General features: G+C 72.1%; 14 protein-coding genes. 6 read left to right on the top strand and 8 right to left on the bottom strand.

Going from position 1 to position 14,946, the window contains the following annotated elements:
* Window positions 1-62: 62 nt before the first annotated feature.
* The 3 genes from SPRI_RS12250 to mce form a co-directional block, all read right to left on the bottom strand.
* Entirely contained in the window at window positions 63-1,001 is a 939-nt protein-coding gene (locus tag SPRI_RS12250) for a coiled-coil domain-containing protein (protein ID WP_005311808.1), read from the bottom strand.
* A 113-nt stretch (window positions 1,002-1,114) separates the two neighbouring features.
* On the bottom strand, window positions 1,115-5,155 hold the full coding sequence (gene scy, locus SPRI_RS12245) for a polarized growth protein Scy (protein ID WP_053556922.1): 4,041 nt from the start codon (window positions 5,153-5,155) through the stop codon (window positions 1,115-1,117).
* Between the two features lie 167 nt (window positions 5,156-5,322).
* The gene (gene mce / locus SPRI_RS12240; RefSeq protein WP_005311803.1) at window positions 5,323-5,751 is read right to left on the bottom strand and encodes a methylmalonyl-CoA epimerase; all 429 of its coding nucleotides are present in this window, start codon (window positions 5,749-5,751) and stop codon (window positions 5,323-5,325) included.
* A 143-nt stretch (window positions 5,752-5,894) separates the two neighbouring features.
* Between mce and SPRI_RS12235 the strand changes: the two genes are divergently transcribed.
* Both SPRI_RS12235 and meaB read left to right on the top strand, forming a co-directional pair.
* The gene (locus SPRI_RS12235; protein ID WP_005311801.1) at window positions 5,895-7,097 is read left to right on the top strand and encodes an acetyl-CoA C-acetyltransferase; all 1,203 of its coding nucleotides are present in this window, start codon (window positions 5,895-5,897) and stop codon (window positions 7,095-7,097) included.
* A 60-nt stretch (window positions 7,098-7,157) separates the two neighbouring features.
* Entirely contained in the window at window positions 7,158-8,114 is a 957-nt protein-coding gene (gene meaB, locus SPRI_RS12230) for a methylmalonyl Co-A mutase-associated GTPase MeaB (protein WP_005311799.1), read from the top strand.
* 305 nt (window positions 8,115-8,419) lie between these two features.
* Here the strand turns inward: meaB and SPRI_RS12225 are convergent, their stop codons facing one another.
* Entirely contained in the window at window positions 8,420-9,058 is a 639-nt protein-coding gene (locus SPRI_RS12225; protein WP_037773732.1) for a PepSY domain-containing protein, read from the bottom strand.
* Between the two features lie 132 nt (window positions 9,059-9,190).
* Here SPRI_RS12225 and SPRI_RS12220 point away from each other — a divergent pair, with 132 nt between their 5' ends.
* Together SPRI_RS12220 and SPRI_RS12215 are read left to right on the top strand one after the other, a co-directional pair.
* Window positions 9,191-9,862, top strand: a complete 672-nt coding sequence (locus tag SPRI_RS12220) for a response regulator transcription factor (protein WP_005311795.1) — start codon at window positions 9,191-9,193, stop codon at window positions 9,860-9,862.
* Window positions 9,859-11,265: a sensor histidine kinase gene (locus SPRI_RS12215; protein WP_005311794.1), complete on the top strand. Its 1,407-nt coding sequence runs from the start codon at window positions 9,859-9,861 to the stop codon at window positions 11,263-11,265. Before SPRI_RS12220 ends, SPRI_RS12215 begins: the two co-directional genes overlap by 4 nt.
* Before the next feature lie 69 nt (window positions 11,266-11,334).
* Here SPRI_RS12215 and SPRI_RS12210 read toward each other — a convergent pair whose 3' ends face one another.
* The 4 genes from SPRI_RS12210 to SPRI_RS12195 form a co-directional block, all read right to left on the bottom strand.
* Window positions 11,335-11,811, bottom strand: a complete 477-nt coding sequence (locus tag SPRI_RS12210; protein ID WP_053556921.1) for a MarR family winged helix-turn-helix transcriptional regulator — start codon at window positions 11,809-11,811, stop codon at window positions 11,335-11,337.
* Between the two features lie 123 nt (window positions 11,812-11,934).
* Window positions 11,935-12,717: an AIM24 family protein gene (locus SPRI_RS12205; protein WP_053556920.1), complete on the bottom strand. Its 783-nt coding sequence runs from the start codon at window positions 12,715-12,717 to the stop codon at window positions 11,935-11,937.
* Window positions 12,714-13,364 (bottom strand): AIM24 family protein, encoded by a 651-nt coding sequence (locus SPRI_RS12200; RefSeq protein ID WP_037773731.1) that lies wholly within the window; start codon window positions 13,362-13,364, stop codon window positions 12,714-12,716. The genes SPRI_RS12205 and SPRI_RS12200 overlap by 4 nt, the downstream gene beginning before the upstream one ends.
* The gene (locus SPRI_RS12195) at window positions 13,364-14,002 is read right to left on the bottom strand and encodes an AIM24 family protein (protein WP_005311786.1); all 639 of its coding nucleotides are present in this window, start codon (window positions 14,000-14,002) and stop codon (window positions 13,364-13,366) included. Before SPRI_RS12195 ends, SPRI_RS12200 begins: the two co-directional genes overlap by 1 nt.
* A 166-nt stretch (window positions 14,003-14,168) precedes the next feature.
* Here SPRI_RS12195 and SPRI_RS12190 point away from each other — a divergent pair, with 166 nt between their 5' ends.
* On the top strand, window positions 14,169-14,513 hold the full coding sequence (locus tag SPRI_RS12190) for a DUF3817 domain-containing protein (RefSeq protein WP_005311783.1): 345 nt from the start codon (window positions 14,169-14,171) through the stop codon (window positions 14,511-14,513).
* Window positions 14,510-14,803, top strand: a complete 294-nt coding sequence (locus SPRI_RS12185) for an MTH1187 family thiamine-binding protein (RefSeq protein ID WP_005311781.1) — start codon at window positions 14,510-14,512, stop codon at window positions 14,801-14,803. The genes SPRI_RS12190 and SPRI_RS12185 overlap by 4 nt, the downstream gene beginning before the upstream one ends.
* The last annotated feature ends 143 nt before the right edge of the window (window positions 14,804-14,946 follow it).

The following is a 14,946-nucleotide window of genomic DNA, read 5'->3' as shown; positions in this document are numbered from 1 at the left end:
CGCACAGGTGCCCGGTGCCTGAACGGCACCGGGCACCTGTATCGAAACCGCCGGAGGGATCGTCAGCGGGACTGCTGCGCCGGGACTCCGCGGGAGATCGGCTCGTCGTCGGCGGGCGTGCCCGCCGCGGCGACCGCGGCACCGGTCAGCGTGGCCAGCATCTCGCGGACGTTGGTCAGCTGGGCGTTGATCGAGTCGCGGCGGTTGGTGAGCGCCGCCAGCTCGCGCTCCGATTCGCTGCGGATACGGTCGGCCTTGGCGTTCGCGTCGGCCACGATGTCCTCGGCCTGGCGCTGCGCGGTCTCCACCGTCTGACGGGCACGGCGCTCCGCGTCCGTACGCAGCTTCTCCGCCTCGAGGCGCAGCTGCTCGGCGCGGTGCTCGATCTCCGCGAGACGCTTCTCCGCCTTCGCCTGACGGGACGCCAGGTCGCGCTCCGACTGCTCCCGGCGCTTGGCGAGGTTGGTCTCGAAGTCCGCGGCGGCCTGGGCGGCCTTGGCGCGGGTCTCCTCGAAGAGCGCGTCCGCCTCCTCCCGCTTGGACTGCGCGTCCTTCTGGGCCTCGCTGCGCAGCGTCTGGGCGTCGCCCTTCGCCTTCTCGACGATGCGGATGCCCTCGTCCTCCGCCTTCGCCTTGCGCTCGGAGGCGAACGACTCGGCGTCGTTGCGCACCTGCTGGGCGGCGGACTCGGCGAGCTCGCGGTGCTGCTCGGCGGCGCGACGGGCCTCCTCGCGCAGGTCCTTCGCCTCCTCCTCGGCGAGGCGGAGGATCTTCTCGACACGCGCACCGAGACCGGCGTACGACGGCTCGGCGTCGTTGACCTGGGCCTGGGCGTTCTGCGTCTCGAGGTGGAGCTCCTCGATGCGCTTTTCCAGAGAGGTGATTCGGGCCAGAGCACTATCACGGTCGGCGACGAGTTTGGTAATGCGGTCGTCCACCTGACCGCGGTCGTAACCACGCCGCACGAGCTCGAAGCCGAAGGGGGAGGAAGTGTCGCTCATGGGGTTCCTGTCAATGAGACCGGTGAGGTGTTAGAGGGAATCCTAGGGGCCGAAGCGGCGTGTCATCGAGCGGATGCCGGTTTGATCTGGAGAATGTCCAGCCTTTTGAGTGGCTAGCCGTCGGATGACTTGCCACTCGAACGGGTAACCCCTGCCGCGGCCCCGGCCTTGACGCCGCCGGCGGAGCCGCCGCCCGTCCCGCTCTTGCCGGCTGACGGGGCCTCGAACGACTCCAACGCCTCGAGCACGTCCTGGACACGGGAGATCTCCGCCTGGATGTCCTCGCGCCTGCGCACCAGGACCTCCAGCTCCCGCTTGCCCTCGTCGACCGTCCGTTCGGCCTCGCGGTCCGCCTCCGCCTTGGCGCGCTCGCCCTCGCGGATCAGCTCGGCCTTCTTCTGCTCGGCCTCCTTGAGGAGTCCCTCCGCCTTCTTCACGGCGGCGATCCTGACCTTGCTCGCCTCCGAATTGGCCTCGGCGAGAAGCTCCTTGGCCTTCGCCTCCGCCTCCGCGCGCTGCTCCTCCGCGGCCTTGACCAGATTGTCGACACGCTCGCCGGCCGTCTTCATCTGCTCCGCGGTCTCCCGGCGGGCCCGCTCGTGGAGTTCCTCGACCTCGTTCTCCACCCGGGTCCGCAGCTCCTCGCCGCGTTCCCTTATGGCGGTCGCGTCCCGGCGGGCGCCGACCAGGAGCTCGTCGGCGTCCGTACGGGCCTTCTCCACCAGCGAGTTGCCCTCGACGGTGGCCTCGGAGACCAGCCGCTCCGCCTCGTTGCGGGCAGCGCCCACCATCGCGTCGGCCTGCGCCTCGGCCTCGGTGGCCGCGCGCAGTGCCTCCTCCTGGGCCTTGGCGATGAGCTGGTCGGCCTGCTCGGCGGCGTCCGCCCGGCGCTTCGAGGCAGCCTCACGCGCCTCGTCGAGCAGCCGGTCGGCCTCCGCGCGGGCCTCGGCACGCAGCTGCTCCGCCGCGGCCTCCGTCTCCGCCCTGAAGCGCTCGGCCTCCGCGCGGATCCGCTCCGCCGCCTGCTGCGCGGAACCGACCGTCTCCGCGGCCTCCGCACGCAGCCGCTCGGCGTCGCCGTTCGCCTCCGCGCGCAGCCGCTCCGTCTCCGCGGCGGTCTCCGCCGTGATCCGCTCGGCCTCGCCCCTCGCCTCGCTGATGAGCTGGTCGGCCTGCGACGCGGCGTCCGCCCGCCGCTTGTCGGCGGCCCGCCTCGCCTCGTCCAGCACCTGCTCGCGGTCGGCCCGTACGGCCGCACGCATCTGCTCGATCTCGGCCTCGCCGTCGACCTTGATCTGCTCGGCCTCCGTGAGCAGGCGCGTGGCCTCCGCGTCGGCCGACGCGCGCAGCTCCGCGGCCTCCGTGCGCAGCCGCTCGCTCTCGCTCGTCGCCTCGTTGATCAGCAGATCCGCCTGCGCGGCCGCCTCCGAACGGATGCGGTTGGCGTCCTCGCGGGCCTCCGCGCGGGTCCGTGCCGCGTCCTGCTCGGCGGTGGCGACGGCGTCCGACGCCTCCGTGCGCATCCGCTGCACGTACTCGGCGGTGTCCGCCCGCAGCCGGTCAGCCTCCGCGATGGCATCTGCGACGGTCCGCTCAGCGAGCGCCTGCGCGGCCTCCGTCTCCTCCTGGGCCCTGGACCGCAGCCGGCCGGCGTCCTCCGCCGCCCGCTCCCGCTCCGCGTACGCGTCGGCGCGGACCCGGTCCGCCTCCTCCTGCGCCTCCGTCCGGGTGCGCTCCGCCGAGTGCTCGGCGGCGCTGCGCAGTCCGGCGATCTCCTGCTCGGCCTGCTCCTGGAGCCCGCTGACGGCGTCCCGCACCTGCTGGGCCGTCTGCTCCGCGGAGGACACCATCTCGGTGGCACGCCGGTCGGCCTCCTCGACCAGCCGGTGGGCCTCGGTCTGCGCCTCCTCGACCCGCTTGCGGGCCGACGCGAGGAGTTCCTCGCTCTGCTCGCGGGCCCTCTCGCGTTCCTGGCCGGCCTCGGCGCGCGCGGAGCCGAGGATCTCCTCCGCCTCGCGGCGGCGGCGTACCGCCTCCTCCTGCGCGGCCGCCAGTGCCTCCGCGGCCTCCGTGCCCACACGCTCGGCGGCGGCCGCCGCCTCCGCGCGTACCCGGTCGGCGGTCTCCTGGGCCTCCGTCCGCAGCCGCTCGGCCTCCGCGGCGGCGTCGCTGTGCAGCCGTACGGCGAGGGCCTCGGCCTCCGCGCGGGACGCGGAGGCGTCGGACGCGGCCTCGGTGCGCAGCCGCTCCGCCTCCGTCTCCGCCTGCTCCTGGAGCGCGCGCAGCCGCTCGCCGGCCTCCGCGCGCAGCCGCTCGGTCTCCTCCGCCGCCTCGCGGCGGATCCGCTCGCCCTCGGCGCGGGCCTCGGCCAGCCGCTCCTCGGCGGCGGCGAGCCGTGCCTCCGCCTCGGTGTGAAGGCGGGTCAGCTCCTCCGCCGCCTCCGCCTGACGGGCCGCTATGCCGCGTTCGGTCTCCTCGCGCAGTTCCACCGCGGCGGCCTCCGCCGCCGTCCGTACGCCGTCGGCCTGCTCCTCCGCCTCCGCGCGCAGCCGTTCGGCCTCCGCGCGGGTGCGCTCGAGCGTCTCCTCGGCCTGCTTGCGCAGGGTCGTGGCGCGCTCGATGGCCTCGGTACGGACCTTCTCGCTGTCGCTGCTCGCCCGGGAGCGCAGTTCGTCGGCGTCGGTGCGCGCCTTGGTCAGCAGCTCCTCGGCGGTGCTCGCCGCCTCCTCGATCTGCTGGACGGCCTCGCGGCGGGCCTCGCCGCGGATCCGCTCGCCCTCGGCGACGGCCTCGGCGCGCAGCTGCTCGGCCTCCCCGCGCAGCCGGCGGGCCTCCTCCTGGAGCTCGACCGTCTTGGCGCGGTACTCCTTGGTGTCGTCCTTCGCGGCGCCCTTGAGCTGGTCGGCCTGCTCCGCGGCCTCGCCGCGCAGCCGGTCGGCCTCCGCCTCGGCCTCGCGCTTGATCCGCTCGGCCTCCTCGCTCGCCGCGCGGGTGGTGGCCCTGGCGTCCTCCGACGCCTTGGTCAGCACCTCCTCGGCGGTGCGGGCGGCCTTGGCGAGCGCGGCGGCCGAGTCCTCGGCGACGGCCGCACGGGCCTTCTCCGCCGCGGCCTCGACGAGCTTCTCCGCCTCGGCGCGGGCGTCGGCGAGTGCCTGCTCCGCCTCCGACTTGAGGGTCTCAGACTCCTTGGTCGCCTCTTCGACGAGCCGGGCGATCTGCGCCTTGGCGGTGCGGGTGCGCTGCTCGTTGACCGATTCGGCCGACGACAGCTGCTTGGCCGCGGACTCCTTCGCCTCCGAGAGCAGCTTCTCCGACTCGGCACGGGCCTCGCGGAGCTTCTCCTCCGCCTCCTGGAGCCGCTGTTCGGCGGCGCGGCTGAGCTCAGCGGCCTGCTGGCGGGCCTGGTCGGACTCCGCGGTGGTGGTCGAGCGCAGCTGCTCGGCGTGGGTGGTGGCCTCGTGCGCCTGGCTGGACGCGGCGTTCAGCAGCCGCTCGGCGTCCTTGCGGGCGCGCAGCAGGATCGCCTCGGCCTCGGCGCGCGCGGTCTCCGCCTCGCTGCCGAGCCGGCGGCGGGCCTCCTCGGCGATGCGGGCGGCCTCCGCGCGGGCGGCGGCCAGTGCCTGCTCCGCCTCCGCGCGGGACTCCTCGAGCAGCCGGTGGGCCTGCGACTCGGTACGGGCCCGCAGCTGCTCGGCCCAGGCGACGTTCTCGTTGACGTGCGACTCGACGGTCTGGCGCCGCTCGGCCAGTTCCTGGTCCAGCCGCTGCCTGCGCTGGACGGCCTCGGCGTGCAGCTCCGCCTGGAGCCTGGCCTGGTGCTCCGCGTGCTCCTGGAGGATGCGCTGGGTCTGCGCGCGGGCCTCGCGCAGCTCGCGCTCGGCGTCCTGCCGGAGCTGGTCCGCCTGGATCTGCGCGTTCCGCAGCAACTGCTCGGCCTGGTAGCCGATGTCGGCGCTGTCGTAAGCCGGACGGGAGGCGAGATTGCGCCGCGCCTCGTGGAGCTTGGCGCGCAACACCTCGACCTGGTAGCCGAGGTCCTCGGCATGCTGGACGGCCTTCTCCCGGTCGGTCTTCAGCCGGTCCATCTCGGCTTCGAACCGCGAGAGGTGGTCGTCGTCAGCTCGGTGGCTCTCCTGGCGTTCGTAGCCCCGCACTGCGCGGTCCCATCCGTCCCCTGGTCGCAACTGTCTCCAAACGAGCACCGTTCGCCGGCGAACGGCCCCCCGGGGAATGGTGACAGATCAACGACGGAGACGCGGCACGGCCCCGACCCGGCCCCGGCCCGGAACGGCCCACTCTACCGGGCCGGGAATCCTTAGGGTCAGTGCTCCGTTGCAGACGTGACGAGTTCGGTCAGTACGCCGTGGCAGTCCTTGGGGTGGAGGAAGGTGATACGCGAGCCCATCGAGCCGATACGCGGTTCGTCGTACAGCACACGCACGCCCTTGTCGCGGATGTCCTGCGCGTCCGCGTCCACGTCGGCCGTTCCGAATGCGATGTGGTGAACACCTTCGCCGTTCTTGGCCAGCCACTTTCCGACCGCGGAGTCCTCCCGGGTCGGCTCCAGCAGCTGGAGGTAGGAGGCGCCGCCGTCGGACGTCTCATTGATCTTGAGCATGGCTTCCCGTACGCCCTGCTCCTCGTTGACCTCGGAGTGGAACACCTCGAAGCCGTACGTGGCCCGGTAGAACTCGACAGTCCTGTCGAGGTCGAAGCAGGCGATCCCGATGTGGTCGATTCGCGTCAGCATTCGACCAGTGCAGCGCCCGGCGGCCGGTTACGCAACGTGCGCGCGATCACACCGGCGGCACGGTGACCCGGAGCAGTACCGCTCAGTACATTTGAGTAAACCCTCGTTCACTCCTCAGCTGCGGCTGGAAGGGGATCGTGCTCATGTCTGGAAAGACCGGCAACACCTCCGTGATCGTCGCGGGAGCCCGCACGCCCATGGGCCGCCTGCTCGGCTCGCTCAAGTCCTTCTCCGGTGCCGACCTCGGCGGCTTCGCCATCAAGGCGGCGCTCGACCGGGCGGGCATCGGCGGAGATCAGGTGCAGTACGTGATCATGGGCCAGGTGCTCCAGGCCGGCGCGGGCCAGATCCCCGCCCGCCAGGCCGCCGTCAAGGCGGGCATCCCGATGAACGTCCCCGCGCTCACCATCAACAAGGTCTGCCTGTCCGGCCTCGACGCCATCGCGCTCGCCGACCAGCTGATCCGCGCCGGCGAGTTCGACATCGTCGTCGCCGGCGGCCAGGAGTCCATGACCAACGCGCCGCACCTGCTGCCGAAGTCCCGTGAGGGCTACAAGTACGGCGCGATCGAGATGCTCGACTCGATGGCGCACGACGGCCTGACCGACTCCTTCGAGAACGTCGCCATGGGCGAATCGACGGAGAAGCACAACACCCGCCTCGGCATCCCGCGCGCGGTGCAGGACGAGATCGCCGCGCTCTCCCACCAGCGGGCCGCGGCCGCCCAGAAGAACGGCCTCTTCGAGGCGGAGATCACGCCCGTCGAGATCCCGCAGCGCAAGGGCGACCCGGTCCTGTTCTCCAAGGACGAGGGCATCCGTCCCGAGACGACGGCCGAGTCGCTCGGCCGGCTGCGCCCGGCGTTCGCCAAGGACGGCACCATCACCGCCGGCACGTCCTCGCAGATCTCGGACGGTGCGGCCGCCGTCGTCGTGATGAGCAAGGCCAAGGCCGAGGAGCTGGGCCTGGAGTGGATCGCGGAGATCGGCGCCCACGGCAACGTGGCGGGCCCCGACAACTCGCTGCAGTCCCAGCCGTCGAACGCCATCAGGCACGCCCTGAAGAAGGAGGGCCTGGAGGTCTCCGACCTGGACCTCATCGAGATCAACGAGGCGTTCGCGGCCGTCGCCCACCAGTCAATGAAGGACCTCGGCGTCACCCCGGAAAAGGTGAACGTGAACGGTGGCGCGATCGCGCTCGGCCACCCGATCGGCATGTCCGGCGCCCGGGTGGTGCTCCACCTGGCGCTGGAGCTCAAGCGCCGCGGCGGCGGCGTCGGTGCGGCGGCGCTGTGCGGAGGCGGCGGTCAGGGTGACGCTCTCATCGTCCGCGTCCCCGCCAAGTAAGCACGGGTAGCAGTCACCCAGGGCCGAAGCCCGTACGCGCGAAACGATCGGAGCAGCACGATGGTGGACGTCCCCCAGCTGGTCGCCCAGGCGAGAGAGGGCCGGCCGCGCGCCGTGGCCCGGCTGATCTCACTCGTGGAGGGGGCGTCGCCGCAGCTGCGTGAGGTCATGGCGGCGCTGGCCCCGCTGACCGGCGGTGCGTACGTGGTGGGTCTGACGGGCTCGCCGGGCGTCGGCAAGTCCACGTCCACCTCGGCGCTCGTCTCCGCCTACCGGAAGGCCGGGAAGCGGGTCGGCGTCCTGGCCGTCGACCCGTCCTCGCCCTTCTCGGGCGGGGCGCTGCTCGGGGACCGCGTCCGCATGTCAGAGCACGCCTCCGACCCGGGCGTCTACATCCGCTCCATGGCCACCCGGGGCCACCTGGGTGGCCTCGCGTGGGCGGCGCCGCAGGCGATCCGCGTCCTGGACGCGGCCGGCTGCGACGTCGTCCTGGTCGAGACGGTCGGCGTCGGCCAGTCGGAGGTGGAGATCGCCTCCCAGGCCGACACCTCGGTGGTGCTCCTGGCCCCCGGCATGGGTGACGGCATCCAGGCCGCGAAGGCGGGCATCCTCGAGATCGGTGACGTCTACGTCGTCAACAAGGCGGACCGCGACGGGGCCGACGCCACGGCCCGCGAGCTCAACCACATGCTGGGCCTGGGCGAGTCCCGGGGGCCGGGGGACTGGCGCCCGCCGATCGTGAAGACGGTCGCCGCGCGGGGCGAGGGCATCGACGAGGTCGTCGAGGCGCTGGAGAAGCACCGGGCCTGGATGGAGGAGCACGGCGTCCTCTCCGAGCGCCGCGCCCGCCGGGCGGCGACGGAGGTCGAGACGATCGCCGTCACGGCGCTGCGGGAACGCATCGGCGACCTGCACGGCGACCGGCGCCTGGGCGCGCTCGCGGAACGCATCGTCGCGGGTGAGCTGGACCCGTACCGGGCGGCGGACGAACTGGTGGCGGGCCTGACGCAGTCCTGACCGTTCCTCTTACCGGCTTCCGCCCGGGCCCCGGGGCACCGCGGCCGCCCCGCCCGGACCTGGCACACCCCCGGGCTGCCTGGCTGCCCGGCCGACGGGCTCGGCTGTCACCCGGTGGCTGTGCCTGCGGCGGGCTTGTTCCCCACTCCGCCCCTTCCCGTAACCGGGGCCGGCCCCCGTACCGCGCCTTCGCGTGGTGCCCTCGAACGCCGGACGGGCCGATTACTCCAGCCTCGCCGGCGTTTGAGGCGCGGGGGTCCGGGGGCGGAGTCCCCGGTTTCGGGAAGGGGCGGGCAGGGGAAAGGTCAGTCGTCCTCGGGGTCCGTCGTGACCTTCGACGTCTTCGCGTCGACCCTCACCTCACGCTCGTCGGCGTCCTCGTCGCCGCCCTTGGCGTCGCCGAGTTCGACCTCCCAGTGGGCCGTCCCCTCGTCCTCGAAGCCGGCCGACGTCACCGCCGTGCCCGGGTGGGACCTGAGGGCCGCCGTCACCGCCTCGCGGGCGTCCACCGACGCGGCACGCAGGGCGGCGCGGTCGTCCCGGTCGTCGTCCTCGCTCTCGGACCTGTCCTCCCGCACCGCGCCCGTCCTCACGTCGACGTGGAGCTCGTGCTCGCGGTCGTCCTTGCCGAGGACGTCGACCTCCCAATGGCGGTCCCCGTCGTCGTCGAGGTCGACGGAGCTCACGGTGCCTCGCGTGTGCTCGAGGGCCGCGGCCACGGCCTGCGCCGCGGTGACGGACCCGGCGGGCGCCGCGGACCTGTCCTCGGACGCGTCGTCGTCGCGGTCGTCGTCTCGGTCGTCACGGTCCTGCACCGTGACGGGCACCGAGCCCCGCGCGGCGGCGGCCGGCGCGTCGTCGTCCGACACCGCCGCAGCCGTGTACGTACCGCCGCCGACCAGCACCGCCGCCGCCACGGTCGCGATGACAAGCTTGCGCTTCATGAGGTTCTCCCGAGTCGTTGTGCCGAGTCGTGCTGATGCGTCAGCAACGGGATCCACTCTTGCCGCGCCATGCTGAACGCAGCCTGAAGCCGCCTGAAGAGATCTTCAGCTTCCTTTTGGGACCCTGGGGCCATGAGGTTGCTGATCGTGGAGGACGAGAGGCGGCTCGCGCGCTCCCTCGCCGCGGGCCTGACCGCCGAGGGGTACGCCGTGGACGTCGTCCACGACGGACTGGAGGGCCTGCACCGCGCCACCGAGGGCGTCCATGACCTGGTCGTGCTGGACATCATGCTGCCGGGCATGAACGGCTACCGCGTCTGCGCCGCGCTGCGCGCCGCCGGCCACGACGTGCCCGTCCTGATGCTGACCGCCAAGGACGGCGAGTACGACGAGGCGGAGGGCCTCGACACCGGCGCGGACGACTACCTGACCAAGCCCTTCTCGTACGTCGTCCTCGTCGCCCGGGTCAAGGCGCTGCTCCGGCGGCGCGGCAGGGCGGGCGGTTCGCCCGTCCTGACGGCGGGCGACCTGCGCGTGGACACGGCCACCCGCCGTGTCCACGCGGGCGGAGAGGAAGTCGCCCTCACCGCGAAGGAGTTCGCGGTGCTGGAGCACCTGGCGACACGCACCGACGAGGTCGTCGGCAAGCCCGAGATCCTCGAGCACGTCTGGGACTTCGCGTACGAGGGCGATCCGAACATCGTCGAGGTCTACATCAGCGCACTGCGCCGCAAGCTCGGCGCGGACCGCATCCTGACCGTGCGCGGCGCCGGATACCGGCTGGTGGCGGTGGAGTCGTCATGAGGTCGGTGCGGGCCAGGGCCGCGCTCGGCGCGACCCTGGTGGTCGCCGTGGCGCTGATCGCCGCCGGGACCGCCGTCCTGCTCTCCCTGCGGGCGAACCTGATCGACCGCACCGATCTCCAGGCGGAGGTCGCCGCCCGGGACGTGGCGTCCCAGATCGCGCTCGGTGTGCCCTACGGAGAGCTGGAACTGCCCGACGAGGACGACGAACGCCCCGTCCAGGTCGTCGGGGACGACGGCAGGGTGCTCGCCGTCAGCGAGCATCTTCAGGCCGTCTCGGGGACAGCCAGCGCGGACGTCCGGCCCCAGGCGCAGCCCCGTGAGGGCGACGACGGCGACGACGACGCCGTCCGGGGAGAGGTCTCGTCCGACGACCCGGAGCTGACCTCCGGCACCGCCACCGTGGACGGCGACAGCGCCGACCACCGCTTCGCCTCCGTCGAGGTCCGTCTCGACGACGACCGGACGGCGACCGTGTACGCGGGTGCGCCGCTGACCACCGAGCAGGACGCGGTCACCACCGTGCGCGACGCGATGCTCGTCGGCCTGCCGCTGCTTCTCGCCGTCGTCGGCCTCGTCACCTGGCTGGTGACCCGCCGTGCGCTCGGGCCCGTCGAGGGCATCAGGCGCGAGATGGCGGCCATCACCCGCTCCGAGGACCTTTCGCGGCGCGTGCCCGAGCCGGGCTCGGGGGACGAGGTCGCGAGGCTCGCGAGGACGACGAACGAGACGCTGGCCGCCCTCGAGGCCTCCGTGGAGCGGCAGCGCCGCTTCGTCGCGGACGCCTCTCACGAGCTGCGCAGCCCCATCGCCTCGCTGCGCACGCAGCTCGAAGTGGGCGCGGCGCACCCGGAGTTGCTCGATGTGCCCGGCGCGGTGGAGGACACCGTGCGGCTCCAGCAGCTGGCCGCGGACCTGCTGATGCTGGCCCGGCTGGACGCGGGGGAGCGGCCCGGATCGGCGACCCTGGATCCGGCGCAGCTGCTGACGGAGGAGGTGGCGCGCAGGGCCGGTGACCGCGTACCGGTCGAACTGGCCGTGACACAGGGGTTGCAGGTGGCCGGTTCGCGCGCCCAGCTGGGGCGGGTGATCGGCAATCTGCTCGACAACGCACAGCGTCACGCCGTCGCCTCGGTCACCGCCTCCGTGCGCCGGAAGGGCGGCCGGATCGTGCTGGCCGTCGCCGACGACGGCACGGGCGTGCCGGAGGAGCAGCGTGAGCGGATCTTCGAACGGTTCGTACGGCTCGACGACGCACGCACCAGGGACGAGGGCGGTGCCGGCCTCGGCCTGGCGATCGCCCGCGACGTCGCACACCGCCACCGAGGGACGCTCACGGTCGGCCGTTCGCCGTCAGGCGGGGCGGTGTTCGAGCTGACCCTGCCGGACGCGGCCCGCGGGTAGCTGCGCCGTCACCGGCCGGTGGCCGGCCCGGCGCGGGGCCGCGCGGGGCTCTGCCGCCGGATGCCGCCGCTAGAGCTTGCCGCGCCGTCCGCGCAGGTGCTCGGCGACCGGGGTCAGTGACTCCCGCAGTTCCGCGAGCGCCTCCGGCGACAGCAGGTCGATGAAGTGCTTGCGGACGGAGGCGACATGGTGCGGCGCCACCTTCCGCATGGTCGCGACGCCCTCGTCGGTGAGCACGGCGTACAGGCCGCGCCGGTCCGACTCGCAGTTCTCCCGCCGGACCAGGCCGGCGCTCTCCATACGGGTGACCTGGTGCGACAGCCGGCTCTTCGACTGGAGCGTCGCCGCCGCGAGGTCGCTCATCCGCATCCGCCGGTCCGGCGACTCCGAGAGGTTCACCAGGATCTCGTAGTCGTTGTTGGTCAGGCCGAACGGCTGGAGGTCCTTCTCGAGCTGGTGCATCAGCAGCTTGTTGACTTCCAGATGCGTGCGCCAGGTGCACTGCTCGTCATCGGTAAGCCAGCGAGTGGCCGTCTCGGTCTCCATATATGGATTCTACCTAAGAAGTTGAAAAGCGGACGAAGTCGGAGGGTGTGACGCCCGGCACCCCGCGCACCAGGGGGTGCACAGGGGCGCAGACGTTCGACGTCACACTCCGCAGACTACCGCTCACAGCCCGAAGCGACGCTGGAGGTCCCCCAGCTGGCCGGGAAGGCGCGGTGCGGAACCGTGCTGGCCGGCGCCCCCGGCCGGCCCGTGAGAGCCCGGAACGCCGGGCTCCGCGCCGACCACGCCGGTCGCCTGCTCCGGCATCAGCGCCTCGCTCGACTGCAGCAGCACCGTGCCCGCCCCGACGAACTCGAACTGGTGCTCCTCGCCCGACGCGCCACCGATGCCCGTCAGTGCCCGGACGCCGCCCATGAGGCCGCTCATGTAGCCGTGGTCGTAGTGATGGCAGGGCGACGGGCAGTCCGCCCACCCCACCAGCGCCTGCGGATCCACCCGGACCGGCGGCTCCATGAACACCACCGGCCCGTTCGAGGCCGCCACGAACTTGCCGGTGCCGATCAGGGTCAAGAAGCCCGGCACGATCGACTGCTTCAGCGCCAGCGAGGGCTGGTACGCCAGCAGATTGCCCGAGCGGATCGTGAGGTTGCCGTCGTCCAGGTCGAAGGAGTTCACGTCGAAGGCGCGGTCGGCGAGCAACATCTTGCCGGTGCCCTCCGCCACCACCCAGTCGCCCGCGTGCAGCGGGGAGTGGAACGACGTCCGCAGCAACCGGTCGAGGCGGCCGTGGCCGATTCCGTTGAAGTCGATGCGCCCGTAGTAGGCGATCATCTTGCCCTTCTGGAGGAACCACTGGGAGCCCTTCAGCTCCACACAGAAGGTGTACGCGTTGACGTTGTCGTCGCTCGGCAGTGTCGTCGGGTCGAAAACCGGGGGCGTGCTCACAGCTTCTCCTCCGACGCCTGGACGTACACCGCACCGTTGCCGCTGAGCTCCAGCTGGAAAGCCTCACCGGAGCCGCGCCCCACCATGTCGCGCCAGCCGAGCGCGGTGGAGAGCTTGTTCCGTACGTCGCCGTGGTGGGCGACGTACGCCTGCGGGTCCACATGGACCGGACGGGCGGGGGTGATCGGCAGCTCGATCACACCGCCGTGCGCCATCACCGCGACGGCGCCGTGGCCCCCCAGGGTCGTGGTGAACAGGCCCTGGCCACTCACCTGGCCGCGGACCATGCCCATGACCCCGCCCTGCGAGCCCATGAACATGGTGCCCTGCTGGAGCGTGCCGTCGAAGGCGAGCAGGCGGTCGGCCTCCACGTAGAGGGTGTCGCCGGTCAGCTGGATGACCTGGATGTGGTGGCCGCCATGGCCGAACATCACCGTGCCGTTGCCCTCCACGGTCATCAGCGGTGTCGCCTCGTTCGCCACACGGCGCCCGATCATCGAGGCGATCCCGCCCTGGCCGCCGGTGATGTTCGGCGTGAAGCTGACGTCGCCGCGGTACGCGAGCATCGCGCCGCGCTGGCTGAACATCTTCTGGCCGGGCGACACGGTCGCCTCGACCATCTTGGAGTTGATCTCGCGGAACGGCATCAGACGTCCCCTCCGACGGTGTTGCGCTCGCTCGGCTGCACGTAGACCAGCCCGTCACCCTCGAAGCGGATCTGGAACGCCTCGCCGCCGCCCTCGCCGAGGAAGGTCCGGAACGTCACGCCGGACTGGAAGTCCTGGCGCAGATTGCCCTGGTGGGCGATGTAGGCCCCCGGGTCGACGGAGAGCGGGTACTGGGGCGTCACACGCAGCACCACGGCGGTGCCGTCCGACATGATCGCCGCCTGGCCGGTGCCCTCGACGGTGGTCGTGAAGAGGCCGTTGCCGCTCGCGCCACCGCGCAGTCCGGTGAACGTCGTGCCGGTGCGCAGTCCGCCGTCGGTGCACAGCAGATTGCTCGACTCGACGTAGAGCTTGTCGCCGTGCAGCTGCACGAGATTGATCTCGCTCGCCCGGTCGGCGAAGTAACAGGTGCCCTGCCCCTTCACCTCCATCATGGTCATCTGCTCGCCGGTGAGGCGGCGGGTGACCATCCCCCGGATGCCCTCGCCACCGCCGGACATCTTCTTGAAGGCCATCTGGCCGTCGTACGCGACCATCGACCCGTTCTTCGCTCTGACGGCGTCGCCGGTCATCTCGACCGCGAGCACCTTGCTCCCCTGGAGCCGAAACGTTGCCACGGGCCCGACGTTATCCGGTGAAACCTGCCCCGAACAGCGTCCTCGGGGAGGATCCGGACCCTGACAAAGACTTCGCAAAGTGGCCTGCCACAATGGTCCGCGGGCTTGTGCGCGCGTTCACAAGATCCATGCCCCCCGCCCATCCCCTCGCCACCGAAGGTGACTCGTGGACATCAAGACCGCCTCCTCCCTCCACCGCCTCCGTCTCGTCTCCGCGCCGGAGGCCGTCTCGTTCCTCCTGCTCCTCGTCTGCTCGGTCCTCAAGCGCACGACGGACTTCAACGCGGTCCCGGTCATGGGTGCGATCCACGGTCTGCTCTTCGTCCTCTACGTGCTCTTCTGGCTGGACGCGTGGAACCGCACCAAGTGGGACCTGAAGACCGCGGCCCTCTACTTCGTGCTCTCCGTGCTGCCCTTCGGCGGCTTCTTCGCCGAGCGCAAGCTCAAGCGTGAGGCCGACGACGCCGTCATCGCCTCCCGCGCCGCCCGCGAGAACGTGGTCGACGCGTGATCGTCGCCTTCTCCGTCACGCCCCTGGGGGTGGGCGAGGACGTCGGCGAGTACGTCGCCGACGCGGTCCGCGTCGTACGCGAGTCGGGGCTCCCGAACCGCACGGACGCGATGTTCACGTCGGTCGAAGGCGAGTGGGACGAGGTGATGGACGTGGTCAGGCGCGCGGTCGCCGCCGTGGAGGCCCGCGCCCCCCGCGTCTCCCTCGTGCTGAAGGCCGACATCCGGCCCGGGGTGACCGACGGCCTCACCTCCAAGGTCGACACCGTGGAACGGCGCCTCGCCGGCTGATTGCCCCCTTCCTTTTGCCAAGCCCCCGGCCCTGCGGCCGGGGGCTCGCGTGTGCCCGGACCGGCATCTTGAGCGACTGCTCAAATGTGGGCTACGGTGCGGCTCGAGGCTTGAGCGGTCGCTCAAACCCTGCTGCCTGTACC

Source organism: Streptomyces pristinaespiralis (genome assembly GCF_001278075.1).
Classification (GTDB): domain Bacteria; phylum Actinomycetota; class Actinomycetes; order Streptomycetales; family Streptomycetaceae; genus Streptomyces; species Streptomyces pristinaespiralis.
The sequence above is the reverse complement of the archived record's forward strand: the minus strand, read 5'-3'. Positions and strand labels throughout refer to the sequence as shown.